Consider the following 25,773-nt stretch of genomic DNA (forward strand, 5'->3'; position numbering starts at 1 on the left):
GACCCGCACCCCCTCCGAGTGCGGGTCCTTCGCGTGGCGTGCGGGGCGCCTACGCCTCGTTGCCCGCCTTGCGGCGACGCACGGAGTGGACGACACCGGCCCCGGCGAGGACGGCGATCCCGCCGACCGTGCCGAGCATCGGCAGCGCCGAACCGGAGCCCGTGGCGGCGAGCGTCCCGGCGTACGGGGTGCTGCTCGCCTGCGGGGCCGGGCTGTTGGACGGGGTCGGCGTGCTGGTCACGGCCGGCTTCGGTGAGGTGACGGCCGCCGGGACCGTGCCGGGCTTCTTCGGCGCGGCGACGATCTCGAACCGGTACTCCTGGTCCTCGGGGACGCTCTCGCCGCAGACGCCGTCCGGGTCCACGCTGGTGGCGAAGGCGACCGAGCCGCCGATGCCGGTCGGGGCCCCGGGGTCGACGCCGAGGCGCAGCGGGAGGTCGGCGTGGTCGCCCGGGGCGATACGGCCGAGGTTGGCGAAGGGCCGGTGGTCGTCGGAGTCGATGGCCGTGTCGACGTCGTGCCAGCCGTCCATGTCGGAGTACTGGACGTGGACGTACTTGGTGATCTCGGTGGTGTCCTTGTCGTAGGCGTACGCGAAGGCGTAGAGCCGGACGAAGGCCGCGTCGAACTCCTCGGACGTCTTGTTGGAGACGCGGAAGGCGAAGGTGTGCCAGCCGGAGCCCGCGACCACCTTCGAGGGCAGATCGCGCAGCTCGGCGAGGGTGCCGGGGCTCTTCTCGATCGCGGTGCACTCTTCTTCGGTGGGCTCGCCGTCGCCGGGCTTCTCGTCGCCCGGCCGCCCCGGCCCTTCGGGGTCCTTCGCCGGCGGGGTCTTCGTGTCCTCGCCGGCCGGGCCCGGCTCGGTCTCGGTCTCCGTGTCCGGGTCGCCGCCGACGGCCGGGTCCTTGTCCGTGTCCAGGTCGCCGTCGGTGGCCGGGTCCTTGTCCGCGCCCGGCTCCGAGGTGGTGTTCTCCGGGTCGGTCCCCTCGGCGGCGCCGGCCGGGTCCGGCGTGCCGGTCGCGGTCGTGGCCGCGGGCCGCGGCCCCTCCTCCGCGAAGGCGGCCGGGGCGGAGAGCAGCGCGAGGGGCGCCACGGCGGCCGTGGCGGCCGCCGTCACCAGTGCGCGGCGAAGCTTCATTCCTACCCCGATCGATATGCAGAGGGACGTTCGGTTCTGCATAGGTGACCTGTGCCGGCAAGGAATGGTTGTCCCGATTCTAACAGGATCTTCATGTGAGCTGGATCACTGACTCCGCCGCGCCCGGACCGCCGGATTCACCGCTGACGGGCGCAGACGGCGAAGTCGCTCGACGCCGTCACATAGACCTTCACACCGTGCCCGCCGCGCTCGGGGAACATGTCGGTCTTGTTGCGGTCGACGATGTCGCCGCCGAGCCGGCCGACCGGCACCGGCGCCGCTTCGGACGCGGCGCGGTGCAGCCGCAGGTCCCAGTAGTCGCGCTCGGCCTCGCGGTGGCCGGCCGCGTCCGCGTAGGGCAGCGTGAACGTGAAGCCGCCGCCGGGCCGTGGCGTCACCGGTACGGAGAAGTCCTGGCGGTCGTCGGCGCGCGAGACGGCGACGACGCGCGCCCCGTCCAGGGCGGCGCCGTCCCCGAGCAGCACGGCGGTGAACGTGGCGCTGTCCTCGCCGATCTCGACCCGCTCCACTTCGGCGTGCGCGGGGCGGTGCCAGGTGCGCAGCGCGAGGAACCCGTCGACGGTCGGGTACGGCTGCCAGGCGGCGACCCCGGCCGGGCCGGTGTACGGGGCCGCGCCCACGCGCCGGGCCCGCTCGGCGAGGCCGCAGACGAGCCGTTGGCGCTTGTCGGTGCCGCGCCGTGCCACGTAGCAGTCCCAGCGGCCCTCGGCGAGGACGTGGTCGGCGGGGGAGAGGGTGACGCCGTCCGCGGCGGCTTCCGGTACGGGCACGCGGATCTCCCGGCCCTTGGGGTCCTTGCGCAGCCGGATCACGAGGTCGAGCGGGCCCGCGGGCAGCGTCGCCGCGTCGAGCCGCACCGTGACGCCGCCCTCGGCGGTGGAGCGGACGAAGGCGAGCGGCGTGGACGCCGACGGCTTGGGCGCGGCCGGCTCGGCGGGCCGCTGGACGAGCGCGGCGGCCTTGGGGCGGCGGAACAGCCGGGGGCGGCGGCGCGTGTCGAGGCGCTCGGGGCGGGGGAACTCCTGGCGGCGTGCGGCGAGGGCGCGGAACAGTTCCTCGTAGCGGCGGGCGACGACGTCGGGCTCGAAGTCGGCGGCGCGGACCCGGGCCGCCTCGCCCATCTCGTCGCGCAGCGCGGCGTCCGACATGAGCCTGTCGAGCGCGTCGGCGTACGCCCGGATGCCGTCCTCGCCGTCCGCCTTGGGGACGAGCAGGCCGTTCCTGCCGTGCTCGATGATCTCGGCGGGGCCGTGCGGGCAGTCGGTGGCGACGACCGGGACGCCGCAGTGCATGGCCTCGACGATGGTCATGCCGAACGACTCCATGTCGGAGGAGACGGCGGCGATCGCGCCCTTGGCCCACTCGGTCTCGATGGGCGAGGCCGAGCCCATGAGCAGGATCCGCTCGTACAGGCCGAGGGCGTCGATCTGCGCGCGCAGTTCGTCCCTCTTGGGGCCGCGCCCGTAGAGCCGCAGCGTCCAGTCGGGGTGGCTGTCCGCGATCCTGGCGAAGGCGTCGACGAGCCGGTCGTAGCGCTTGACGGGGATGAGCCGCCCGGCCGCGACGATCACCTTGGAGTCCCGCGTCGAGGGCTGCACCCGCCCGGCGGGCACGCCGTTGGGCACGCAGGTGATCAGCGTGCGGACCTGGGGGAGCGCGGCGCGGTAGGCCGCGGCGTCCGCCTCGGAGACGGTGACGTAGGCGTCGAGCCGGCCGATCGCCACGTTCTGGTCGCGGCGCACCTGGTCGGCGTGGCCGGCGAGCGAGAGGTGCTCCTGGCCGATGCTCAGGTAGCGGGGGGTGCCGTAGCGGGCGAGGTAGCCGTTGAGGATCGGGCGCGTGGCGATGACGACGTCGGCGTCCGTCTCCGTCAGATAGCGGGAGAGGCGCTGGTCGTGCAGGGCGGTGTAGCGCTGCCTCCCGGCGACGGTGCTGCCCTCGTTGTACATCGTGTTGGGCTGCTCGGTCAGCGGGTCGTCACCGGCGTACTCGCGGCTGTCCTCACGAAGATCGATGAGGGTGGTCATGCGGACGCGCGGGTCGAAGGGCAGCCCGGTGCGGTCGGCGGTCCGGTGGACGCTCACCACTTCGACCTCGTGCCGCGCGGCGAGCGCGCCGGACATGTTCGCGGTGGCCCGGATGGTCCCGCCGATGCCGTACGCGTTGTTGATGAGAAAAGCGATCTTCATGTGTTCCTCTCCCCCCACGGGAACGAGTCACCAGTGACCCGCGCCTTGGTTGAGCCCCAATGGGCGGGAGGGCGTTGCGTTCTGTGATGCACGTCACACATATAGACATATGTGCCATGATCCGTCGCAAATGTGGCGAGTTTCATGCCGATGCCGTACAACCATCCGGCCGACCTCGCATCGCCGCACGTCAGGACCGCCGCGAAGGCGGGTGGCGGGCACGGCGAAGGGCCCCGCAGGACGGATCTGCGGGGCCCTTCGTCATCGGCTCCGACGTCAGGGCAGCGTCGTTGCCGCGGAGCGGCGCCGGGGGGTCGCGCCGCTGGCTCTTCGGGGGGACACGGGGACGGGTGGAGAAAGGCTGGGGGTGTGGGAGGAGGGTCAGGAGGCCGACCGGCCCCGGGCGTCCCCGGGACCGGCCGTTCTCTTGGGTGACCGGGCTGCTGTCCCCTGCCGTCCGGTCACTGCACCGGAGCGAGGTCCCACGACGTACGGCATGACCGTGACGTCTCATCGCTCCAGCAAAGCCACGCGTGGTTCGACTGGCCCGCCCCTGGCTGACACGGACACCGGGACCAACGAAGCCCGCCGCGTCGGGGTCACGCGCCGTACGGGTGAGTGCTGCACCGAACTGGGGTCCGGGTGTCAGACACGGCCCCGGCACAGTTCGAGCAGGGTCATCGCGAGCGCGGTGCCGGGCTTGCCGAGCGCGTCCCTGTAGTGGCCGAGGACCTCCATCTCGCGGGAGAGGTTCACACGAGGCCCGCCGCTGGCGAGCCGGGTCTCCTGGACGACGGCGGAGACGGCCATCCGTTCCTGGACGAGCCCGATGATGCGGTCGTCGAGGGCGTCGATGCGGGCGCGGGAGGCGGAGATCACGCCGGCGGCGTCGGGGGTGGTGGTGTCGGTGACGGTCATGGGAGAGGGCTCCGTTTCACGGGTGGGGCGGAGCCCGGTACCGGCAGGACCGGGGAAACGACAGGCGCCCCGGGCCTTGTCGGCCCGGGGCGCCTGGGAAGTCGCTTGTCAGTTGCTCAAGCAGCACGACCATGGCATCCGGCGGGCCGGCTGCCATAGGTAAAGACGAAGGTCGCGTACGAGAACATGGCCGCCACTATAGCGCGCCCGAATCAAGCCCCTCCGGAGCGCTCACCTTCAAGCCCCTCCGGCGATTGAGGAGCGGGGTCCGGGGCGGAGCCCCGTGACCTCGGGGACAGCTGACCCGAACCGTTAGAATCGACGGTACGACCCCCTGCTAAAGCCGCCGGAAGGCAACCCGTGTCATCAGCGACTTCCGCTGCCGCCGCCCCCGACACCGTCCTGGTCGTCGACTTCGGTGCGCAGTACGCCCAGCTCATCGCCCGCCGTGTCCGTGAGGCCCGGGTCTACAGCGAGATCGTGCCGAGCACCATGCCGGTCGCGGAGATGCTCGCCAAGAACCCGGCGGCGATCATCCTCTCCGGCGGCCCGTCGTCGGTCTACGCGGAGGGCGCCCCCAGCCTGGACCGCGAGATCTTCGAGGCCGGCGTCCCCGTCTTCGGCATGTGCTACGGCTTCCAGCTGATGGCGACGACCCTCGGCGGCACCGTCGACGACAACGGCGCCCGCGAGTACGGCCGCACCCCGCTGACCGTCTCCAAGTCCGACTCGACGCTGTTCGCGGGCACCCCCGACGAGCAGCCCGTGTGGATGTCGCACGGCGACGCGTGCTCGGCCGCGCCCGAGGGCTTCACCGTGACGGCCTCGACGGACGTCGTCCCGGTCGCCGCGTTCGAGAACGACGAGAAGAAGCTGTACGGGGTCCAGTACCACCCCGAGGTCATGCACTCCACGCACGGCCAGCAGGTCCTGGAGCACTTCCTGTACCGGGGCGCGGGCCTGAAGCCCACCTGGACGACGGGCAACGTGATCGAGGAGCAGGTCGCCGCGATCCGCGAGCAGGTCGGCGACAAGCGCGCCATCTGCGGCCTGTCCGGCGGCGTGGACTCCGCGGTCGCCGCGGCCCTCGTCCAGAAGGCCGTCGGCTCCCAGCTCACCTGCGTCTACGTCGACCACGGCCTGATGCGCAAGGGCGAGACCGAGCAGGTCGAGAAGGACTTCGTCGCCGCGACCGGCGCGAACCTCAAGGTCGTCGACGCCAGCGACCGCTTCCTGAAGGCGCTCGCCGGGGTCTCCGACCCCGAGGAGAAGCGCAAGATCATCGGGCGTGAGTTCATCCGCGTCTTCGAGCAGGCCCAGCTGGAGATCCTCCAGGAGGACGGCCCCGAGGTCGCCTTCCTCGTGCAGGGCACGCTCTACCCGGACGTCGTCGAGTCCGGCGGCGGCACCGGCACCGCCAACATCAAGTCCCACCACAATGTGGGCGGGCTCCCCGACGACATCGAGTTCGAGCTCGTCGAGCCGCTGCGCCAGCTCTTCAAGGACGAGGTCCGCGCGGTCGGCGCCGAGCTGGGCCTGCCCGACGAGATCGTCCAGCGCCAGCCCTTCCCCGGCCCCGGCCTGGGCATCCGCATCGTCGGCGACATCACCAAGGAGCGCCTGGACCTGCTCCGCGAGGCCGACGCCATCGCCCGCGAGGAGCTGACCGCGGCCGGCCTCGACCGCGAGATCTGGCAGTGCCCGGTCGTGCTGCTCGCCGACGTCCGCTCGGTCGGCGTCCAGGGCGACGGCCGCACCTACGGCCACCCGATCGTGCTGCGCCCGGTCTCCTCCGAGGACGCCATGACGGCGGACTGGACGCGGATGCCCTACGAGGTGCTCGCGAAGATCTCGACGCGGATCACGAACGAGGTCAAGGACGTCAACCGCGTCGTCCTCGACGTGACGAGCAAGCCGCCGGGGACCATCGAGTGGGAGTAGTCCCCACGCCGGTACGTCACCTAAGGCGCCGCTCACCCCCATGGGTGGGCGGCGCCTTCGGTCATGTCCGCCGCAGCGTGCGCACCGGCTCGCCCGGCGTCCACACCTGCGCCACCAGCCAGGTGTCGTCCTCGATGGACGTGCGGGTCACCTCGGTGATCTCGGTGCGGAAGAGATGGAAGTCGTCCGGGTCCGGGACCTCGACCTGTCCGGTGTAGCGGGCAATGGTCGCCGGGTCCTCGACCAGGACGGCCCGGCCGCTGACCCGTACGTCGCCGCCGCCCATCGTCGTGCCCTCGCCCGGGTTGGCCTGGAGGGCGAAGCGCGGGTCGCGCACGAGGTCCTTGTACTTGAGCGAGCCCGGCATCATGCCGAGCCACAACTCGCCGTCCAGGAAACGGACTTCGAGCCCCGAGGTGCGGGGCGAACCGTCCTTGCGCAGGGTCGCCAGGACGTGGTGCGTATGGAGGGCGAAGCGGTCCTCGACGGTCTTGGCGAGGCCCGGTTCGGCGGCGGTGAGGGCAGCCCAGTTCGACGTCATGCGCCGAGTGTGGCGCGGTTACCGGACACCTCCTGTCGTCTTTACGGGGCCGGTCCGGCGCATTCTCTTCACAGCCCGGCCCTGTCGCCTTCCCGGCCACCCGGGTACCTTCCGCTCCATGTCGACGCCCAGCCCCGCCCCGATACCCACCGACCAGCTGCACTTCGCCATGCCGCCCGTGCACACCGACCCCGCCGACGAGCGCCGGTACCGCAAGGAGCGGCTCGCGGGCGCGCTGCGCACCTTCGGACGGCTCGGCTACGAGGACGGGGTGTCGGGCCACATCACGGCGCGCGACCCGGAGTTCGAGGACTGCTACTGGGTGAACCCCTTCGGGATGCCGTTCCGCCACATCACCGTCGGCGACCTCGTCCTCGCCAACGGGGACGGGCAGGTCGTCGAGGGCCGCTACCACGTCAACCAGGCCGCGTTCACCGTCCACGCCGAGGTGCACCGGGCCCGCCCCGACCTCGTCGCCGTCGCGCACTGCCACTCCACGTACGGGCGCGCCCTCGCCGCGCTCGGCGAGCTGATCGAACCGATCACCCAGGAGGCGTGCGCGTTCTACGAGGACCACGCGCTGCTCGACGAGTACACGGGGGTCTCCGTCGACGCGGACGAGGGCAAGCGGATCGCGGTCGCGCTCGGCTCGTTCAAGGCGCTGGTCCTGCGCAACCACGGGCTGCTCACCGTCGGGGACTCGGTGGACGCGGCCGCCTGGTGGTTCATCGCCCTGGAACGCTGCTGCCAGGTACAGCTCGCGGCACGGGCGGTCGGCCGACCCGTGCTGATCGACCGGCGCCAGGCCGTGGCGACCCGCGACCGGACGGGCGGCGACCTCGTGGCGTGGATCAACTACCAGTCGATGTGGCAGGACATCACGCGCAGCGAACCGGAGCTGCTGTCGTAGCCCTCTCGGTAGCCCGCGCGGAGGGCGTGTTCAGCGGAAGTCGCGGAGCACGACCTGCTTCGTCCGCGTGAACTCGGCATCCGTCAGCACCCCCTGCCGGTGCAGCTCGCCCAGCTCCCGCAAGCGGCGCAGGAGTATGTCGTGGTCGGTGTGGTGCGTCGACGTCAGGGCGGGGGTGCCGGGCGGCGCCGACGGGTGCGGAAGGCGGGCCGTGACCGCCGCAGCGACGAGCGCGGTCAGCAGATCCTTGCGGGCGTTGCCCCACAGATCGAGGGCGTACGGGTCCTTCTCCGGTGGCAGCTTCGCGTACGGGGAGCCCTTCAGGACGAAGCGCAGCACCCCGTCCTCGTAGCCGGAGTTGGGGACCCAGTCGACGCCGTCGAGGTCGTCGAGGGCGATGACGCGCGGGCCCGTCACCCGCTTCACCCGGTCCGAGGTGTCGCTCCAGTCGATGCGTATACGGCTGCCGTCGAAGGAGACCATGCCGTCGCTGGAGCGGACGGAGACGGGCACGGCGGGCCCCGGCACGAGATAGGTGTCGGCGGGCCCGTCCGGGAGCTGTTCGAGGAGCAGCGCCTGGCGGATCTCCTCCGCGATGTACTCGGCGACACCCGAACGGTCCGCGTCGACCGCGAGCCGGTAGGGGTCCGCGGTGTTTGGGAGACGGCCACCGGTGGCCTGGAGCAGCGGGTCGGAGGCCTCGCGCAGGGTGAGGCGGAGCCGGCCGCGCTTGCGCTCGGGCTCGTAGGCGACCCCGGAGACGGCCGTGAGCGGCACGCTGATCTCGCCGTACGTCTGCCGCAACAGGGCCACGCTGCGGTGCAGACCTGGGGTGATGCGGATGGTGCTGCCGTCGAAGGCCCAGGTTCCGTCACGCTGGATGATCTCGGCCATACGGAAATTCTCGCAGCGGCGTCAACATGCCGGTCAATACGGACAACGGGCCGTTCGCCTCATGGCGCCGCCCCCGTGCGCCGGGGCCCGCGCCCCGTACGGCACAATTCGCTGTCAATGCACGGAAGTTGACGGCGGTACAAAGGCTGAGGGCGGGGACGTCGCGGTGGCGATGCGGGAAGCACGGCAGGGCGGGGCGGCGGGCGCGCACGAGGGCGGATGCACGTGCGGGGACTGCCCGCACGGCGCACGCGAAGGGCACCGCAGAGCGGTCGCCGCGTTCCTCGCGCGCCGGGAGGAGCTGGCGTCCGGCAGCGGGGTGCCGCCCGCCGTCGCCCACTCCGCGGGCGCCTCCCGCCAGTGGATCTCCGACGAACTCACCCAGTCCGCCCAGACCGTCGCCGAACGCGGCCGGGCGGAGGGCGCCGCGTGGCGGGCGAGGCTGCTGCCGCGCACCCTCTGCGTGGTCGGCGGCGGGGTCGTCGCCCTGCTGCTCGTGCAGGCGCTCACCGCGATCGGCGCGGGCTGGAGCACGGCGCGCACGGCGGGGCTCGTCGCGGCCGTTCTCGTCGGCGGCGTGCTGAGCGCCGCCGCCGTCCTGCACCGGGCGCGCGGCGGCGTCCTCGCGCCCGTCATCGGGGAGGACAACCGGCTGTCGACGTCCCGGGCGGTGGCCGGTGGCGTGGTCGTCCTCGCGGTGTACGCGGTGCTCGTGCTGGCGGGGGAGCTGGCGCTGGCCTCGGGGGAGGGCAAGCGGGAGGCCCTGATCGACGGGCTCGAACTCGCGCGCGGGGTCGGCCTGTTGACGGTCCTCGCGGTGGTCTGCGCGGTGGCGGTCCTCGTACGCCGGGTCGTCGGGCTGCGCGTCCTCGGCCAGCGCCTGCAGAAAGTGCCCGCCACCCGGCCGCGCGCCGCCGACCTGCTCACCGACGACTCCGGGCGCGGCAGCTTCACCGACACGCAGTACGTCGCCGTGTCCACGGCCGCGCTCGTCTGGGCCGCCGCCCGCCTCGCCCGCCGCCCCGACCAACTGCCCGACCTGCCGTGGGGTCTCGCCGTCCTCGTCGTGGTCTCGGCCGCCACCTACCTCTGCGGCAAATACGCCGAGGGCGGGCGGCCCGTCGTCCTCTCCGTCGTCCGCGCCCGCGAGGCCGGCGACCTCGACGCGCCCATCCGCACCGGCGAGGACATCGAGATCCGCGGCGCCGGATTCGTGCCGCCCGGCGCGGGCGCGGCGGACCAGCTGGCGCGGGTCGCGGTCCGGATCGGCACGGTCCACGTCCATGTGCCGCTGGTGCCCGTGCCGGGCGGGTTCACGAACCCGGCGGACGGGTTGCTGGTGGTTCCCGTGCCGGTGGATGTGGAGCCCGGCCGGGTGGAGGTGCAGGTGATCACGGCCGCCGGAGTGGAGACGAACCGGTCCGTGATCGACGTCGCCGATTGACCCGCTCCTCGGTGAGCCGGGGCGGCGCCGCGTCCGTATCGTCGGATGAAGGCACGGCACGGCATGACATGGCACGGCACGGCACGGCATCGGGTGCGACGTGAGAGGTGGCGGACCGGGGATGGCGCACGGCACGCGAACGGATACGCACAGCGGATACGGGTGGGGTGGGGGCCGCGACACCGGCGGAGGCGGCTGGCGGGACACCGCGCAGCGGTACGCGCTGCTGCCGCTGAGGATCTTCCTCGGCGTCACCTTCGTCTACGCGGGCCTCGACAAACTCACCGACAGCGGGTTCTTCCAGGCCAACGGGGCCGGGTCCATCGGCGAACAGATGCGCAACGTCCGCGACATCGCCGCGATCCCCGAACTCGTCGACCTCGCGCTCAAGTCGCCGGCGGGGTTCGGCTACGCGATTGCCTTCGGCGAGCTTGCGGTGGGGGTCGGGACGTTGCTCGGGGTGCTCGGGCGGGTTGCCGCGCTCGGCGGGGCGCTGATCTCTCTGAGCCTGTGGCTCACGGTCAGCTGGGCTGTGCAGCCGTATTACCTGGGTAATGACCTGGCTTATTTGATGGCGTGGCTGCCACTGGTTCTGGCCGGGGCGGGGGGTTTCTCGGTGGATGCGTGGTGGCGGCGCCGGCGGGGGCGATAGGGGTGGCCTGGGTTGCGTTCGCCGGGGGCGGCGGTGGCGGGTGTGGCGGTCGCGTTGCCGGGCGCGGGTTTCGTCGTGGCTGGTCGCGCCGTTCCCCGCGCCCCTGAGGACGCGGCTGCGCCGCGGTCCCTTCGCCGGGTGCGTTTGCAGCGTGCGGGTTTCGTCGTGGTTGCTCGCGCCGTTCCCCGCGCCCCTGAGATGCGCACTTCGTGCGCCATCTCCTGGGGCAGCGGCGAAGCCGCACGTCCCAGGGGCGCGGGGAACTGCGCGCTCAGCCACGACGAGAGCCGCACGTTAAGACGGGGGATAGCGGCGTAGCCGCATCCCGAGGGGCGCGGGGAACTGCGCGACCAGCCACGACGAGAGCCGCACACGGCAGGCAGGCCCGCTCAACCCCTGGCCCGCGCCCGGAGGCGCATCGCGTGGGTCGCCGTCCCCACCGCCCCCGCCACCCCCAACCCCCCACAAAGGATCGGGATCCCCACGAACCAGGGCGCGTCCCACGCGCCCCCCGCGTCGCCGAAGTAGACGAGCGCCGTGGCCAGCAGCGTGAGGCCCGCGAGCAGGCGGCCGGGGTGGAAGTCATGCCGCACGGGACACCTCCGCTTGTCCGAGTCCGACCTCTACGTGGAGTTCGAGGACACCGCCCCCGCCCTCGTCACCGCCCCCGCCCTCGTCACCGCCCCCGCCCTCGTCACCGGCACCGGCCTTGTCACCGGTACCTCGAAGCGTCAGGGTTTTTTCCACGCCGGGGCGGACGTCCACGTCGTTCTTCTCGTCGCCGGGCAGCTGGACGTCCCCGAGCCCGACCTCGACCCGCAGCCGCACCGTCTCGCCCCGGGGCAGCACGATCTTGGCCTGGCCCGCCCCGACCTCCAGGTGCGTCGTGGCGGTGCGGCCGTCGGGGACGTCCACGGCGGAGAGGTCGAGGGTGCCGACGCCGGAGCCGAGTTGGTACTGCGGACGCAGCTCGGCCGCGTTCGCCGGGGTCCAGTTCGTCCGGGCCCATTCGGTGCTGATGTTGGCGGGCAGCGCGGCGGACGCGACGAGCAGCCCGGCCGTGACGACCGCCCAGAAGAAGGTGCCCACCGCGGTCCGCCCCCGGAACGCGCTGATCGCGATGCCGAGTCCGAAGACGGCGAGCGCGCAGGCGAGCCCGGTCTGCAGGCTGGCGCCGAACGTACGGGACTCCCAGGACGCCCCCGCGCCCGCGGCCCCGGCGACGAGCGCCCCGAGAAAGGTGAGCCCCCCGATGCCGCGCGGCCCGCGCGCCCGCGCCGCCGCCCCGCCGGGCCGTCCGGCGACCGGTCCGCCGCGTCCGGCGGCCCGTTGCGCCGTCGCCCCGGGATCCTCGCTGTCCGGCGGGCCCCAGAAGTATCCGGTGCCGCCGACGTACGTACCGTCCTTGACGATCGGGTCCCGCCACCACGACGGCGCGGGCGAGACGGGTGGTGCCTGTGCCTCGGGCGGCGCGTCGGCCACGGCCTGCGCGGCGACGGGGTCGGGGTCGGCGGTGCGGCGCTGCTGCGACCAGTAGCCGGCGCCCGCGAGCAGCAGGGCGAGGACGACGGCGAAGGTGAACGCCCCGACGTTGTTCAGCATGGAGAGGAAGACGCCGCAGCCGACCAGGGCCGTGACGATGGCGGCGAGTCCGGGGCCGTCGACGCGGCCGGTGAGGAGTTTGCGGAACTCGTTCTCGTCCTCGTCGTCGTAGGGCACGAACAGCCAGGCGAAGCCGTAGAAGACGAGGCCGACGCCGCCGGTCACGGAGAGCACGGCGAGCCCGATCCGGAAGATCACCGGGTCCATGTCGCAGTGCCGGCCGAGGCCCGCGCAGACGCCGCCGAGGGTCTTGTACCGCCGGTCGCGGCGGAATCGGCGGAGCGGGGCCGGGGCGGTGTCCTTCTCCGCGGTGGGCGCCGTGTCCTTCTCCGCGGTACGCACCGCGTCGTGAGGCTGCTCGGTCATACGTCCATGGTGACGGGCGGGCGCGGCGCGCGGCAGTCGGGACAACCCTGGCCGGACCCTGAGATCGCCCCTGAGACCCCTCCCCGTACGCCCTGGTACCTGCTGCGGGATCAGGGGCCTCTAAGGGGCCGACCCTGATGCCCCGCCCCCGTACGCCGTGTGACGATCGGGGTATGCAGGAAGCAGCGACCGCCCCCCGCGCCGAGCACCCCGGGGCGTCCCGGGACGCCCGGGACCCGGGGCCGCCCCGCAAGCTCTACCGCAGCAGCGACGGCCGCTGGCTGGGCGGTGTCGCGCGGGGTCTCGCCGGGCATCTCGGGCTTCCGGTGGTGTGGGTGCGGCTCGTCTTCGCGGGCCTGTTCATGGCGGACGGTCTCGGCGCCCTGCTCTACGCGGCGTTCTGGTTCTTCGTGCCGCTCGGCGTGGGCGGGGTGGGGACGGACCGTCCCACCGTGCTGGCCACCGAGACCGCTCCGGACGGGCGGCGCAGACTCGTCGCGCGCCGCCCCGACAAGGGGCAGATCCTCGCCCTGCTGCTGATGGTCATCGTCGCGATGATCTTCGTGCAGAACGTGAACCTCACCGGCAACACCAAGGCCTACCTGGTCCCCACGGTCCTGGTCGGCGCGGGCGTCGCCCTGGTCTGGCGCCAGGCGGACAACGCGCGGCGGGCCCGCTGGGCCGAGGTCGGCCGCCGCAAGCGCACCCTGAACCTGGCCCGCGCCGCCGCGGGCGTCGTCCTCGTCGGCGCGGGCGTGACCGGCATCTTCGTCACGCAGGGCGCCACGGAACACCTCGGCTCCATCCTCCAGGCGGCGCTCGCGGTCCTGGTCGGCATAGCGCTCCTGGCCGGTCCCTATCTGATCCGCATGACGCAGGACCTCTCCGAGGAGCGCCTCATGCGCATCCGCGCCCAGGAGCGCGCCGAGGTCGCCGCCCACGTGCACGACTCCGTCCTGCACACCCTCACCCTGATCCAGCGCAACGCCGAAAGCCCCGCCGAGGTGCGCCGTCTCGCCCGCGCCCAGGAACGCGACCTGCGGGCCTGGCTCTACAAGCCGGCCGCCGCCGAGAACCCGCAGGAGCCGGAGACGGTCGCCGAGGGGGTCAAGCGGCACGCGGCCGAGGTCGAGGACAAGCACGGGGTGCCGCTGGAGGTCGTGGTCGTCGGCGACTGCCCGCTCGACGAGGCGCTGCGCGCACAGATGCAGGCCGCGAGGGAAGCGATGGTGAACGCCGCCAAGTACGGTGGCGAGGGCGGGGCGGTCCAGGTGTACGCGGAGGTCGAGGGCGACGAGGTCTTCGTCTCCGTACGGGACCGGGGGCCCGGCTTCGACCTGGAATCGGTGCCCGCCGACCGTATGGGCGTAAGAGAATCGATCATCGGCCGGATGGAGCGCAACGGCGGGACGGCCCGGCTGCGGGCGGTCCCGGACGGCGGTACCGAGGTCGAACTGACCATGAAGAGGGCGGAGAGGACGTCATGACGGACGACGAGGCGGCGCGGACCACGGCGGAGGGACCCGGGCGGCACGTGCGCGTCGTCCTCGTCGACGACCACCGCATGTTCCGTACGGGGGTCCAGGCGGAGATCGGCCGCACGGAGACGACGGGCGTCGAGGTCGTCGGCGAGGCGGCCGACGTCGACCAGGCGGTCACGGTGATCACGGCGACGCGCCCCGAGGTGGTCCTGCTCGACGTCCACCTGCCGGGCGGCGGCGGCGTCGAAGTGCTGCGCCGCAGCGCCCCGTTGATGGCCGACGCGGAGAACCCCGTCCGCTTCCTGGCCCTCTCGGTCTCCGACGCGGCCGAGGACGTGATCGGCGTGATCCGCGGCGGCGCCCGCGGCTACGTGACGAAGACGATCACCGGCACGGACCTCGTCGACTCGATCTTCCGCGTGCAGGAGGGCGACGCGGTGTTCTCCCCGCGCCTCGCCGGTTTCGTCCTGGACGCCTTCGCCTCCACGGACGCGCCCCCGGTCGACGAGGACCTGGACCGCCTCACCCAGCGCGAGCGCGAGGTCCTCCGGCTGATCGCCCGCGGCTACGCCTACAAGGAGATCGCCAAGCAGCTCTTCATCTCGGTGAAGACGGTCGAGTCCCACGTCTCGGCGGTCCTCAGGAAGCTCCAGCTCTCCAACCGCCACGAACTGACGCGCTGGGCGACGGCCCGGCGCCTGGTCTGACCGCCCGGCAGGCTACGGGGCGTTCGCTCGCACGGATGAATACCTGCAACTCACCTGCGTGAACGCCCAGTTGCTCCCTACGATCGCGGCCCGCACCCACCAGAGTCACCGTCATGCCGACGGACCTGACGGAGGACGGTCCTCTGGGGCGGACGCTGTCGATGTCGCCGAGGTGTTCGGCGAGGACGTGGGCGAGAGTGGCTGAGATGTAGTTACTGGTCCGTATGGGTGATATGTCCGATACGCTCCATCTGTATGTCTGTGAGGAACGACACCGCCACCCTGCCCGCCCCCTGGCTGGCCCGGGCCCTGCCGCGGCTGCGGGGGCTCGAACCGATGAGCAGTTATGGGTTCGGCGGGGAGTTGTTGCACGACGACGGGCGCGCGGACCTGCAGGCGTACGGGGCGCGCGTCGCCGACCTGGCCGTTCGGGTCGGGGAGGCGCTGCTGTCGTACGGGGCCTCCGCCGAGGAGGCGGTCGCGGGGATTCTCGTCACCGCCGAGACGTACGGGCTGAGTTACTGCGAGCCCGGGGTCACGCTCGGTTCCGTGTCGCTGTCCGCCTACGCGCCCGGGGAGCTGACGCCGCTGCACGCCACCCGGCACGTCCGGCGGCACGCCACCGACTTCCGCGCCCTCGGGCATCTGCAGGCACTGGTCGGGCGGATCAGTTCGCACGCGCTGACGCTGGACGAGGCGCGGGCCGCCGCCGGGCGGATCCTCGACGCGCCCGCGGACGCCGGCGGGCGGCGCTGGGCGCGGTGGCGGGCGCCCGTGCAGACCGGGCTCGTCGCGGCCGGGGGCGGGCCCGTCTTCGGTGGCGGGCCGCTGACCTCTGTCTGTTCGTTCGTGGCCGGAGTCCTCGGCGGGCTGCTGAGCGGGTGGCTCGGGCGCAACGGGGTGCCCGCCTTCTATCGGTACGCCGTCGCCGCCATGCCCGCCGCCGTCATGGCCCTCGCCGTCAGCCGGTTCGCTCCGCCGTCCGCCGTCCAGGCCGTCGTCGTGGCCGGGGTGCTCGGGCTTCTGCCCACCGTCACCTTCGTCAGCGCCGTGCAGGACGCCCTCGCCGGGCATTACCTGACCGCGCTCGGGCGGCTCACCGACGCGCTGCTCGTCTTCGCCGCCGTCGTGACCGGGGTCGTCGCCGTCCTCGGGATCGGGCAACTGGTCGGGCTCGCCGTGCCGATCGTGCCGTCCGTACGGCGCTCCGAGCATCTCGGGGCGCCGGGGGTCGGCGCCGTCGTGTTCGCCGTCGCCGTCGCGGCGCGGGCACGGACGCCGGGGCGCGACTGGCTGCCTGTTGCCGCGCTCGGCCTCGCGGGGTTCGTCGTCTCCGTGGAGTTCGAGGTGCTGGGGTTCTCGTCGCTGGTGGGCACCGCCCTGGTCGCCACCGCCGTCGGTGGTGCCGGGCACTTCTTCGCCCGGCGGCGGCGTGAGTCCGCGCTGCCGCTCGTCGTGCCCGGGATCGCGCCGTTGCTGCCGGGCGGGGCGCTCTATGCGGCGCTCGGGGCGTTGGCCTCCGGCCGGACCACGGTGGGGATCGCCGGGATGGTCAACGTGGCGGCGGTGACGCTGGCGCTGGCCGTGGGGGTTGGGTTGTCCGGGGAAGTTGGGCAGCTTGTTCGGAGGGTTCGGGGGGCTGGTTAGAAGGTCGCGGGGCTCTGCCCCGGACCCCGCTCCTCAAGCGCCGGAGGGGCTTGATTTGGCGGGGCTTGAACCGGGTCGGCCAACAATTGGGGTGGAAGTCAGCAGGCGGGCCGCTCGTCTTCGGGCCACCGACAGCACCCCCCGCACCCCCGTCGCCGTCCGCAGGGCCAGCGCTCCCGAGTGCGTTGCGTAGGGCTGTGCCAGGAGGATCCCGTGGCGGCGGCTCGGGACCGCTGTGCGGCGGAGCAGGCCGGGGCCGCGTGAGGCGTGGGGGGTCGTGTCGCGGTGGGTGCCGTCGGCGAAGGTGAGGCGGACGCGGAGGTCGCAGGTGCCGGGGCGGCCGAGCGCCGACAGGTCGAGCGTCGTCGACGCCACCCAGGTCCGGTCGTCGGCGTCCTCGTCCGGCCCGCACTCCGCGAAGGGTGCCGTCCTGCGCTGCACCACCGCGCCCCGCTTGCGCTCGACCAGCTCCACCTCCGCCGCGCGCGGACCCGCGTCCGCCACCCGCCCGTACAGCTCGTGCAGTGTCAGCGTGAGGCGGGTGCCACGGATGCCGGGGCGCAGTGCGCCGCCTACCGCCACGGGGAGCAGGTGCATCGGGCGGTGCAGTACGTGCTCCAGGCTCACCTGCGGCAGGTCGGGGGACCAGACCGGTGTGGTGTCGGGGGCCCGCGCGTACGGCGGGAGCAGCCGCGCGGGGCGGGCCGCGATCTCCTTCAGGCGCGGCAGGTCGCGGGGGGCCGGGGAGGCGAGGATCAGGCGGCCGGCGAGGCGGCCCGGGGCCGGGGCCGCGTCGAAGTCGGCGGTGTCGAAGGTCTCCAGGTAGGCGCGGGTGCGGGTCCACCACTCGGCGCGGTACGCGGGGCCGCGCAGGTCGAGTTCGCGCGCGTACATCCGCAGGGAGTGGTCGAGGAAGGCGGCGCGGGCCGCGCGGGCGAGGCGTTTGCGGGAGGCGTCGAGGAGGATCGTGACGGACTGGCGGTGCGCGTCGAGGCGGGCCTGCCAGTTGGAGGCGGAGGCGCGGTCGAGGGAGAGGGAGAGTTTCCCGGCGGCGCGGCGCACGTGCCAGATGTAGACCCGGTCGGGGATCAGGGCGATGCGCGGGGCGGCGGCGAGGACGCGCGCCCCGAACACGAAGTCCTCGTAGACGAACCGGCCGTCGGGGAAGCGGATGGCGTGCGCGCGCAGGAAGTCGGCGCGGTAGAGCTTGTTGACGCAGAGGGTGTCCTGGACGAGGCGCGGGCGCTTCTCCGGGTCCGCGAGGACCTTCTCCTTCGCGTACAGGTCGGGCTGCCACGGGACCTCGCGGCCGGAGGGGAGTTCGCGGCGTACGCACAGTCCGGCGGTGACCTGCGCACGGTGCCGCCCGGCCGCGTCGAGGAGTGCGTCGACGGCGCCGGGCGGCAGCACGTCGTCGCTGTCGAGGAACATGACGTACGGGGAGGAGGCGCGGTCCATCCCGTCGTTGCGCGGGGTGCCGCAGCCGCCGCTGTTGGCCGCGCGGTGGAGCACGGTGAGGCGGGGTTCGCGGGCGGCGAGGCTGTCGAGCAGGGCGCCGCTGCCGTCCGTGGAGCAGTCGTCGACCGCGATCACCTCGCGGACGGCCGGTCCCTGCGCGAGCGCCGAGCGCACCGCGTCGGCGACGTGGGCGGCGTCGTCGTAGCCGATCACGATGACCGTGACGGCAGGGGCGGGGGGCGCGTCTGTGTCTGCGGGGTCCACGGGATTCACAGGGGAAATCCTATGGGTTTGGGCTGATTGTCCGATAAGTAAGGCGCCCGTCCGTGGCGCCCTCCGCGCCCGGCCACCTATTCGTGGGGTGCCCGCCGCGCCCGGCCACCTCATCATGGGGTGCCTGCCGCGCCCGGCTACCTCCTCGTCGCCGTCCACAGTGCGCGGAACGACACCCACGCCGCCGCCACGAGCAGCGCGTTGCGCACGGCCATCACCCCGACGCCCGCCCACGTCCCGGTCATCACGTCCTCGTACAGGACCGGGTACGCGAGCCCGGTCAGGCCCGCCGCCGCGAGCACGAGCGGCGCGACCGGCCGCTGCGTCGTCCGCCGCGACGTGAGGCAGACCGCCGCCAGGCCGAGCAGCCAGACCAGGTACTGCGGGCTGATCACGCGGCTGGTGACGGTGAACAGCAGCACCGCGCAGAGCGCCGCGTCGTACGGGGTCGCCGCCGTGTGGCGCCGGGCCCGCACCCGCCACCACAGCAGCACCGCGAACGCCACCGCCGTCAGCGCCAGCGACGCCGTCGCCACGACGTCCACCCACGGGCCGACGTACTCCATCGACCCGTACCGGTAGCGGACCCGGCCCGGCCAGCCCGCGAACCGGGCGAGGGCGAGCGCCGTCCCGCCGAGCGACTCGATCTGCACACCGCGTCCGCCCTGCCCGCCGAGGAACGACAGCGGTGCGCGGAAGGCGAGCGCCAGGACCAGGAGCATCGCGGCCGCGGCGGCGACGGCCGTGCCCCAGACCTGACGGGCCGTCCGCCCGGGTTCCACTCCGAGCAGGGTCAGCGCGGGCCACACCTTCACCAGGGCGCCGAGCGCCGCGAGCGCGCCGGCGGCGCGGGGGGCACGGCCGAGGGCGAGCAGGGCGACGACGGCGAGGGCGGTGACCTCGATGTCGTAGCGGGCGAGCGGTACGTGCAGCAGGAGGGGGAGGCCCGCCGCCCACAGCCAGGCGCCGCGCGGATCACGGTCGCCGCGCGACAGTACGTAGGTGACGAGCGCGTCCGTGGCGAGCGTGAGGGCGACGAACGCCTGGAAGTACGTGAGGCCCGGCAGCAGTCCGGGCGCGAGGAGCAGCGGGCCCGCGCCCGGCGGGTACTGCCACAGCGGGTCGCCGGTCGGGAAGGTGCCGTGGGCGAGGGTGGCGCTCCAGTGCGCGTACCGCGCGTGCACCTCGTGCGCGACGCCGCCCACGCCCAGCGGGTATCTGCCGTCGAGGGTGAGCAGCGCGAGCATGACGGCGCGGGTGAGCGTCCAGACGACGGGGAGCGCGGTGCGGGAGGGGCGGACCCAGCTGTGGTGGACCGGGTCCAGGGCCGTCAGCCGGTCTCGCATGTCGATAGTCACGCTATGGGAGCGTATGTCCCATTACGGCTTATGGTGCGGAACGGTCAGCCAAGCGTCGCCGTGTCCAGCGCCTCCGTCAGGCGGTTCAGCCGGCGGCGCAGATCCTCGATCTCCGCCAGCTCGAAACCGGTCGCCCGCGCGATGGAGCGCGGGACCTCCGCCGCGCGCTCCTTGAGGGCGGCGCCCGCGTCCGTCAGTGTCACGTTCACCGAACGCTCGTCGCGCGCGCTGCGCTCACGCCGTACGAGACCGTTCCCCTCCAGGCGCTTGAGCAGCGGTGACAGCGTGCCCGAGTCGAGCCGCAGCCGCTCGCCGAGCCGCTTGACCGGGACCGCCGCGGACTCCGGGCCCTTCGCCGCCTCCTCCCACAGGACCAGCATCACCAGGTACTGCGGATAGGTGAGGTCGAGGTCCTTGAGGAGCGTGCGGTAGACGCCGCCGAAGGCGCGGGACGCGGCGTTCAGCGAGAAGCAGATCTGCGAGTCGAGCCTCAGGAGGTCGTCGACCTCGACGGCGGGGCGGGAATCGGTCATGTGCTCAAGGTTAGCCGAACGCCATCATCTAGTTGTGCACAATTGAATTGCGTGCTCTACTTGTGGCTGTCAGGACACCACCGCCGCAGTCCCGCGAAGGAGCCCCTCATGGACGCCCTCTACACCGCCGTCGCCACCGCCACCCACGGCCGTGACGGCCGCGCCGTCTCCTCCGACGGTCTGATCGACCTCCAGCTCGGCATCCCCACCTCGATGGGCGGCAACGGCCAGGGCTCCAACCCCGAGCAGCTCTTCGCCGCCGGGTACGCCGCCTGCTTCGGCAGCGCGCTCGGGCTCGTCGGCCGCAACGCCAAGGTGGACGTCACCGACGCCGCCGTCACCGCCGAGGTCTCCATCGGCAAGCAGGGCGAGGGCTTCGGCCTCTCCGTCGTGCTCCGCGTCGAACTGCCCGACTCGGTCGACGAGGAGACGGGCCGCAAGCTGGTCGAGCAGGCCCACCAGGTGTGCCCGTACTCGAACGCCACCCGCGGCAACATCGACGTCGACCTCGTCATCGAGTAACCGTCAGCCCTTCTTCGCGGAGCCCCCGCCGACCCGTGCGAGTACCTCGCCGGTCCGGGGGCTCCATGCCACCATCACCGCCTCCGCGGGCAGCTTCTGGCTCTTGTCCAGGAGCAGCCAGCGCACCTTGTACCGGCGCACGATCGCCGTCCGTCCGGAGCGGGTGGAGTCCGGGGCGAGGTACGCGCGCACCGCGGACAGGCGGCGCTGCCGTTCCCGCTCGTCGAGCGCCGGGTCGGGCCAGGCCGGGGCGAGCAGGTTCGGGCCGTAGCCGGGCAGGGAGCGGGTCGGCCGGTACCCGTTGGTCAGGACCACGTCGCCGGGCGGGACATGACGCGCCGCCCACGTGTACGTCGGCCAGTCCGGCGGCTGGTCGAAGCCGCGCGGGATGACGGCGCCGGCCTGCACGGTGAGGAACCCGAGCGCGGCGCCCGCCGTCCCGGCGAGGGCCAGGGCGCGGCGCGGCCACGTCCAGGGGCGGGGTGCGGCGAGCGCGATGGCCAGCGAGAACTGGAGCGGGACCAGGGCCAGGCCCATGATGCGGCCGTACGTGTAGTGGCCGGTGGCCCAGCCGTAGACGATCACCAGCAGGTCCAGGGCGAACATCAGGGCCAGGGGGTCGCGGCGGTCACGCGCGAAGCGCATGCACAGTGGGGCGAGGCCGATGAGCGCCAGCCAGAAACGTGCGGGCAGCTCTGTGTAGAGCTGGCGGTGGATGTCATCGACACTGGTGTCTCCGACCAGGGACAGGACGTTGTAGTAGGGCCAGATCAACGTGACCGCCGCTGTGGTCAGTAGCGCCGTTGCCCAGCGGGTGAGTTGCTTGCGTTTCGCGCCGTCGTGGTTGCTCGCGCCGTTCCCCGCGCCCCTGGCCGCGCTGATTGCGCAGGCCGTTACTCCGATCACCGCTGCTACCGACGAGATCGGGTGGATCAGGAGGATCAGGCCCACCAAGGCGCCCAGGCCCGCGTAGCTCCACCATGGGCTCTGTCCGCGCAGCAGGTTCGCCCAGGCCCAGGCCCAGAACGTCAGGCCGATCGCGAACGTCGACGGGTAGCCGAGGTTTCCCGTCATGGAGAGCAGGCCGAGGTAGCCGCTCCACCACGCCGTCCGCGTGCCCCACAGCAGGGTCATGAACAGCAGCGCCAGGACCGGGGCCCACTGCCGGGGCGTCAGCGTGCGCACGAACCGGTTCAGGCCCGTGAGCAGCACCAGCAGGTTCAGCGGGCCCGCCAGCTTCACCACCTCCCAGCCCGCGAGGCCCGACGCCCGCGCGAAGACGCCCTGGGCGACCGCGTACGGGGAGTAGTACGGGCTGCCCGCGCCCGGCAGGTCCGCCATCGGGTGGCGGGGGTGGAACAGGGACGTCCTGAGGCGCTCGACGACCGCCGCGTGCTGGCCGAAGTCGCAGCACATCGGCACCCGCCAGTACGCCACCGTCATCACCAGCCAGAACAGGCCGCCGAAGACGAAGAACGGCGTGGGGCGCCAGAAGCGGCCCCCGCGCAGGGAGGTGGCGCCGCGCGCCCCGCCCCGGGCGGGCGCCGCCACCGTCGCCGAGTCCTGCGGGGTCATCGCATGAGCCGTTCCGCGACCCGTGCCGCCGCGCCCCCGTCGTCCAGGTCGCAGAAGGCGGTGCGGAACGCCTCGTACGCCGCCGCGTGCCGGGGCGCCTCCGTGTCCAGCCGGCGCAGCGCCGTGACGATCTCCCGCGTCGAGGACAGGAGGGGGCCGGGGGCGCGGTCCTCGAAGTCGAGGTAGAAGCCGCGCACCGTGTCCCGGTAGTGGTCGAGGTCGTAGGTGTGGAAGAGCATCGGGCGGCCGGTGTGCGCGAAGTCGAACATCAGGGACGAGTAGTCCGTGATGAGGACGTCCGCCAGGAGCAGGAGTTCGGCCGCGCTCGGGTGGTCCGTGACGTCCCGGACGAACGGGGCGCGGGCCCCCGTCAGGCGGCCCGTCGCCTGCGGGTGCTTGCGGACGAGGAGGACGTGGTCGCCGGCGAGTTCGCGTTCGGCGGCGGCGAAGTCGAACGCGGCCTCGTGCCGGAAGCGGCCGGGGGAGTGCGCCAGGTGGTCGCGGTAGGTCGGCGCGTACAGCACGATCCGCTTGTCCGGGTCGAGGGAGAGGTCGCGGCGCAGCCGTTCGGTCCGTTCGCGGCGGGCGTCGGGGGTGGTGAACAGGAGGTCGTTGCGGGGCGAGCCCGCCTGGAGGATCTCGCCGTCGTAGCCGAGGGCGCGGGACAGGTGCGGTGCCGACCAGCGGGACGGGGCGACCAGGACGTCCCACTGGCGGGAGAGTCCCGGCAGCAGCGCCAGCTGGTCGTGGTCGGCGTAGAGGGTGTCGGTGAGGTCGGCGCCGATCCGCTTGAGCGGGGAGCCGTCCCAGGTCTGCACGACGGTCTGGCCCTCGCGGCGCTCGAAGAAGTCGGGGAGCTGGTGGGCGGTGACGACGCGGCGGCAGCGGGCGAGCGCCGCGTACCACTCGGCGGAGTACTCCTCGACGCCGCGCGCGGTCGGCGGGACGTGGGTGCGGCCGTCACGGGTCACCCAGAGGTGCTCGACGGCGGTGCCGCGCCGCACCAGCTCCGTGTGGACGGCGCGCGGCGAGTCCCCGTCGACGTAGAGCACCGCGTCCTGGAGGGGGAGCTGCCGCTGGGCCGGGTAGTGGACGGTCCGCAGCCGGTGCCGGCGGTACGCCCCGCGGTCGGCGGGGGCGAGGGCGGGGCCGGCCTCGACGAGCAGCCGGTCGCCGAAGCGGCGGTCGAGGGTGAGGTCGCGTCCGCGGGTTTCCGGGCGGTTGACGGGGGCGGCGTCCTGTCCGCCCGTCTCCCCGCGCCGCCCCACCGGCGAACCCGGCGCGACTTCCGCCGCGCCCGAGCCGGAGCCCGCACCCGCACCCGTATCCGCGCCCGCACCCGCCCCCGGGCGATGGCGGGGCAACTCCGTGCCGAGGGACGTCAGGACCCGTACCGGCGTACCGTCCCCGTGCCGGTCCTCCGCCTCCCGGAGGAACGCGTACCAGCGGCCCTCCCACAGCCCCGACGCGGCGACCGCCGCGCGGAAGCGGCCCTGCGCGTGCTCGGTGGCGGCGGTGATCTCTTCGCCGGTCGCGCTGTGCCGCAGGACCAGCTCCGGGCGGGCCCAGGACTCCGCGGACGCCGTGCCCGCGACGACGAACGAGCCGTCGTCGGTCCAGTCCGCCCGGTCGGCGATCGGCTGCCGGGTCAGCTCGATCACGAGCTGGCCCTGGTCGTTGGCGGTCGCGCACAGTTCGCGGTCACCGGCGCGGTAGCGGCCAGGCGGCAGGTCGAGCGCCGCCGCGACCGAGCGGGACTTGCCGTCGGGCAGACGGAAGTTGACCTGCCAGCGGTCGCCGTGCGGCGGTTCGACCTCCTTGGGCGCGCGGTGCGGCGGCTCGGGCACGGCGGCGAGCCGGTCCAGCGGCACCCGCACCAGGAAGCGGCCGCCCGCGCACGTCACCGGGAAGTCGAACTCGGTGCCGGAGTGCTTGTGCGTCAGGCGCAGGGAGCGCGGCTCGATGCCGTTCAGGAGCCGGCCGCCGAGGACCATGGCACCGTTCTCGGCGCGGTGGTCGTCGGCGAGCGCCGCGTACGCCACCACCTTGAGGACGAGGCGGCCCTTGGTGTGGCCGAGGGCGAGCCGGGTGCCGTCGCCGAGGTCGCGGACGAGGTGCTGCTCGGCCGAGCCGTCGAGCGCGCGCAGGGCGGCGCGGCGCACCTGCTTGTGCCCGGCGACGACGACGCCGAGGTTCCAGGTGCCGGGCTGCCACCGCCCCTTCACCTTCAGCTTCTCCGGGTCGATCGTCATGGTGAAGCCGGAGTGGTCGTAGTCGTGCAGCTCCTGCCGGGAGTTGGCGGTGGCCAGCGGGTCGGCGACGGTCCGGGTCGGGACGAGGCGGACCTGGGTGCGGCTGCCGTCGGCCTTGAGCAGGCCCGCGCGCACCGACTGCCCGGGGCGGCCCGCGGGGAGGTTCTTCACGTACGCGTACCCGCTCACCCGCAGCTTTCCCCCGGCGTCCCACGCCGCCTCGCGCACCCGCGCCACCACGGGCATGTCCCGCTTGCCGATCCGCAGGAGCCGGTCGGGCAGCCGGGTGAGGCCGGGGTAGGCGGCGCTGCGCCGCAGGGCGCCGCGGACCTGGAAGGCGGTGCCGTTGCGGCGCTCGAAGGAGAGGAGCCGTACGAGGTCGTCGACGCGGCCCTCGCGGACCAGGTGCCACTTCACGCGCAGGTGGAGGGGGAGTCCTTCGGCCGCCGCCGGGTCGGCGCGGCGCAGGAAGTCCGCGGTGCCGTCGCAGAACGCCTGCCGGTACTCGGGCCCGCCCATCGGCAGCCCGTCGAGGAAGTAGACGAAGTCGTCGCGCAGGCAGGAGGTGTCGTACGTCTTCTTCAGCTCGGGCCGGTCGGCGAAGCTCTCGGCGAGGAAGCGGCTGACGTGGTCGCAGGCGGCGATCCGGTCCCGCACGCCCTTCACGTCGGTGCGGCGCCGGGTGATGGAGCCCTCGCGCACCCGCCAGTAGTAGACGTGGCTGTCGAGCACGTCGACGGATTCGGCGAGGAAGTGCGCCGGGATCATGACGGGCGTGTCCTCGTAGAGCCTGCCCTCGGGGAACGTGAAGCGGTGGCGGTCCCAGAACGCGCGCCGGAACACCTTGTTCCAGGCGACCCGGTCGGACAGGAGCTGGACGTCGCGGGTGATGTGGGTGCGCTCGCGGCGCCGGGTCAGCCACTTGTACTGCCAGGCCTGCTGCCGCCCGCTCTCGCTCAGCCGCCACACGTTGCCGGTGACGAAGTCGGAGCCGGTGCGGTCCAGGCTCGCGACCATCCGCTCGTAGGCGTCGTGCGGCACGATGTCGTCGCTGTCGACGAACGTGAGGAACTCGGCGCCGGGGCCGAGCTGCCGCACGCCGGTGTTGCGGGCGGCGCTCAGTCCGGCGTTGTCCTGGCGGACGTAGCGGAAGCGGGGGTCGCGGTCCGCGAAGGCTTGGGCGATGCGCGGGCTGTCGTCCGTCGACCCGTCGTCGACGAGGACGACCTCCAGCTCTGTGAAGGTCTGGGCGGCGATCGACTCCAGGCACTCGGCCAGGTAGTCCTCGACGTTGTGGACGGGAACGACGACGCTGAGACGGGGGCGGCGGCCAGGCTTTTGTGACATTCAG

The 25,773-nt window shown here is 73.2% G+C and carries 20 protein-coding genes; 8 read left to right on the plus strand and 12 right to left on the minus strand.

Annotation, left to right across the window (positions count from 1 at the left end; genetic code table 11):
- Positions 1–49: 49 nt before the first annotated feature.
- From C1N81_RS27680 to C1N81_RS27690, 3 genes are all read right to left on the minus strand, one after another.
- Positions 50–1,138: a hypothetical protein gene (locus C1N81_RS27680; protein WP_394433505.1), complete on the minus strand. Its 1,089-nt coding sequence runs from the start codon at positions 1,136–1,138 to the stop codon at positions 50–52.
- Between the two features lie 137 nt (positions 1,139–1,275).
- Entirely contained in the window at positions 1,276–3,348 is a 2,073-nt protein-coding gene (locus C1N81_RS27685; protein WP_394433507.1) for a glycosyltransferase family 4 protein, read from the minus strand.
- Positions 3,349–3,993: 645 nt separating this feature from the next.
- Positions 3,994–4,266, minus strand: coding sequence for a chorismate mutase (locus C1N81_RS27690; protein ID WP_394433508.1), 273 nt, complete (start codon positions 4,264–4,266; stop codon positions 3,994–3,996).
- Positions 4,267–4,626: 360 nt separating this feature from the next.
- Here C1N81_RS27690 and guaA point away from each other — a divergent pair, with 360 nt between their 5' ends.
- The gene (guaA, locus tag C1N81_RS27695; RefSeq protein WP_394433510.1) at positions 4,627–6,207 is read left to right on the plus strand and encodes a glutamine-hydrolyzing GMP synthase; all 1,581 of its coding nucleotides are present in this window, start codon (positions 4,627–4,629) and stop codon (positions 6,205–6,207) included.
- 61 nt (positions 6,208–6,268) lie between these two features.
- Here the strand turns inward: guaA and C1N81_RS27700 are convergent, their stop codons facing one another.
- A complete protein-coding gene (locus C1N81_RS27700) occupies positions 6,269–6,748 on the minus strand; it encodes a pyridoxamine 5'-phosphate oxidase family protein (protein WP_394433512.1) in 480 nt (159 codons plus the stop codon).
- Positions 6,749–6,866: 118 nt separating this feature from the next.
- Here C1N81_RS27700 and C1N81_RS27705 point away from each other — a divergent pair, with 118 nt between their 5' ends.
- Positions 6,867–7,658, plus strand: coding sequence for a class II aldolase/adducin family protein (locus tag C1N81_RS27705; protein ID WP_394433513.1), 792 nt, complete (start codon positions 6,867–6,869; stop codon positions 7,656–7,658).
- Between the two features lie 30 nt (positions 7,659–7,688).
- Here C1N81_RS27705 and C1N81_RS27710 read toward each other — a convergent pair whose 3' ends face one another.
- Positions 7,689–8,552, minus strand: coding sequence for a DUF4429 domain-containing protein (locus C1N81_RS27710; RefSeq protein WP_394433515.1), 864 nt, complete (start codon positions 8,550–8,552; stop codon positions 7,689–7,691).
- A 166-nt stretch (positions 8,553–8,718) separates the two neighbouring features.
- Here C1N81_RS27710 and C1N81_RS27715 point away from each other — a divergent pair, with 166 nt between their 5' ends.
- Both C1N81_RS27715 and C1N81_RS27720 read left to right on the plus strand, forming a co-directional pair.
- The gene (locus C1N81_RS27715; protein ID WP_394433517.1) at positions 8,719–9,996 is read left to right on the plus strand and encodes a hypothetical protein; all 1,278 of its coding nucleotides are present in this window, start codon (positions 8,719–8,721) and stop codon (positions 9,994–9,996) included.
- A 121-nt stretch (positions 9,997–10,117) separates the two neighbouring features.
- Complete coding sequence (locus tag C1N81_RS27720) at positions 10,118–10,648, plus strand: DoxX family protein (RefSeq protein ID WP_394433519.1); 531 nt, start codon at positions 10,118–10,120, stop codon at positions 10,646–10,648.
- 389 nt (positions 10,649–11,037) lie between these two features.
- On the opposite strand, the gene C1N81_RS27725 is transcribed toward C1N81_RS27720, so the two are convergent.
- Positions 11,038–11,241 (minus strand): hypothetical protein, encoded by a 204-nt coding sequence (locus C1N81_RS27725; RefSeq protein WP_394433520.1) that lies wholly within the window; start codon positions 11,239–11,241, stop codon positions 11,038–11,040.
- A complete protein-coding gene (locus C1N81_RS27730; protein WP_394433522.1) occupies positions 11,231–12,616 on the minus strand; it encodes a PspC domain-containing protein in 1,386 nt (461 codons plus the stop codon). The genes C1N81_RS27725 and C1N81_RS27730 overlap by 11 nt, the downstream gene beginning before the upstream one ends.
- Positions 12,617–12,789: 173 nt before the next feature.
- Between C1N81_RS27730 and C1N81_RS27735 the strand changes: the two genes are divergently transcribed.
- From C1N81_RS27735 to C1N81_RS27745, 3 genes are all read left to right on the plus strand, one after another.
- Positions 12,790–14,103, plus strand: coding sequence for a PspC domain-containing protein (locus tag C1N81_RS27735; RefSeq protein ID WP_394433524.1), 1,314 nt, complete (start codon positions 12,790–12,792; stop codon positions 14,101–14,103).
- The gene (locus tag C1N81_RS27740) at positions 14,100–14,804 is read left to right on the plus strand and encodes a LuxR C-terminal-related transcriptional regulator (RefSeq protein WP_394433525.1); all 705 of its coding nucleotides are present in this window, start codon (positions 14,100–14,102) and stop codon (positions 14,802–14,804) included. Before C1N81_RS27735 ends, C1N81_RS27740 begins: the two co-directional genes overlap by 4 nt.
- Positions 14,805–15,059: 255 nt before the next feature.
- Positions 15,060–16,451: a threonine/serine exporter family protein gene (locus C1N81_RS27745; protein ID WP_394433527.1), complete on the plus strand. Its 1,392-nt coding sequence runs from the start codon at positions 15,060–15,062 to the stop codon at positions 16,449–16,451.
- Positions 16,452–16,484: 33 nt separating this feature from the next.
- Here the strand turns inward: C1N81_RS27745 and C1N81_RS27750 are convergent, their stop codons facing one another.
- The 3 genes from C1N81_RS27750 to C1N81_RS27760 form a co-directional block, all read right to left on the minus strand.
- Positions 16,485–18,173 carry a glycosyltransferase family 2 protein gene (locus C1N81_RS27750; RefSeq protein ID WP_394438282.1) on the minus strand — a complete coding sequence of 563 codons (1,689 nt, stop codon included), beginning with the start codon at positions 18,171–18,173 and terminating at the stop codon, positions 16,485–16,487.
- A gap of 146 nt (positions 18,174–18,319) precedes the next feature.
- A complete protein-coding gene (locus C1N81_RS27755; RefSeq protein WP_394433529.1) occupies positions 18,320–19,540 on the minus strand; it encodes a glycosyltransferase 87 family protein in 1,221 nt (406 codons plus the stop codon).
- Positions 19,541–19,584: 44 nt separating this feature from the next.
- Positions 19,585–20,073, minus strand: a complete 489-nt coding sequence (locus C1N81_RS27760) for a MarR family winged helix-turn-helix transcriptional regulator (RefSeq protein ID WP_394433531.1) — start codon at positions 20,071–20,073, stop codon at positions 19,585–19,587.
- Between the two features lie 108 nt (positions 20,074–20,181).
- On the opposite strand from C1N81_RS27760, the gene C1N81_RS27765 reads away from it, so the two are divergent.
- Complete coding sequence (locus C1N81_RS27765) at positions 20,182–20,595, plus strand: organic hydroperoxide resistance protein (protein WP_394433532.1); 414 nt, start codon at positions 20,182–20,184, stop codon at positions 20,593–20,595.
- Between the two features lie 3 nt (positions 20,596–20,598).
- On the opposite strand, the gene C1N81_RS27770 is transcribed toward C1N81_RS27765, so the two are convergent.
- Together C1N81_RS27770 and C1N81_RS27775 are read right to left on the minus strand one after the other, a co-directional pair.
- Positions 20,599–22,170 (minus strand): hypothetical protein, encoded by a 1,572-nt coding sequence (locus tag C1N81_RS27770; protein ID WP_394433534.1) that lies wholly within the window; start codon positions 22,168–22,170, stop codon positions 20,599–20,601.
- Positions 22,167–25,769, minus strand: a complete 3,603-nt coding sequence (locus C1N81_RS27775; protein WP_394433536.1) for a bifunctional glycosyltransferase/CDP-glycerol:glycerophosphate glycerophosphotransferase — start codon at positions 25,767–25,769, stop codon at positions 22,167–22,169. The genes C1N81_RS27770 and C1N81_RS27775 overlap by 4 nt, the downstream gene beginning before the upstream one ends.
- Between the last annotated feature and the right edge of the window lie 4 nt (positions 25,770–25,773).

It is taken from the genome of Streptomyces sp. SGAir0957, from assembly GCF_043523415.1.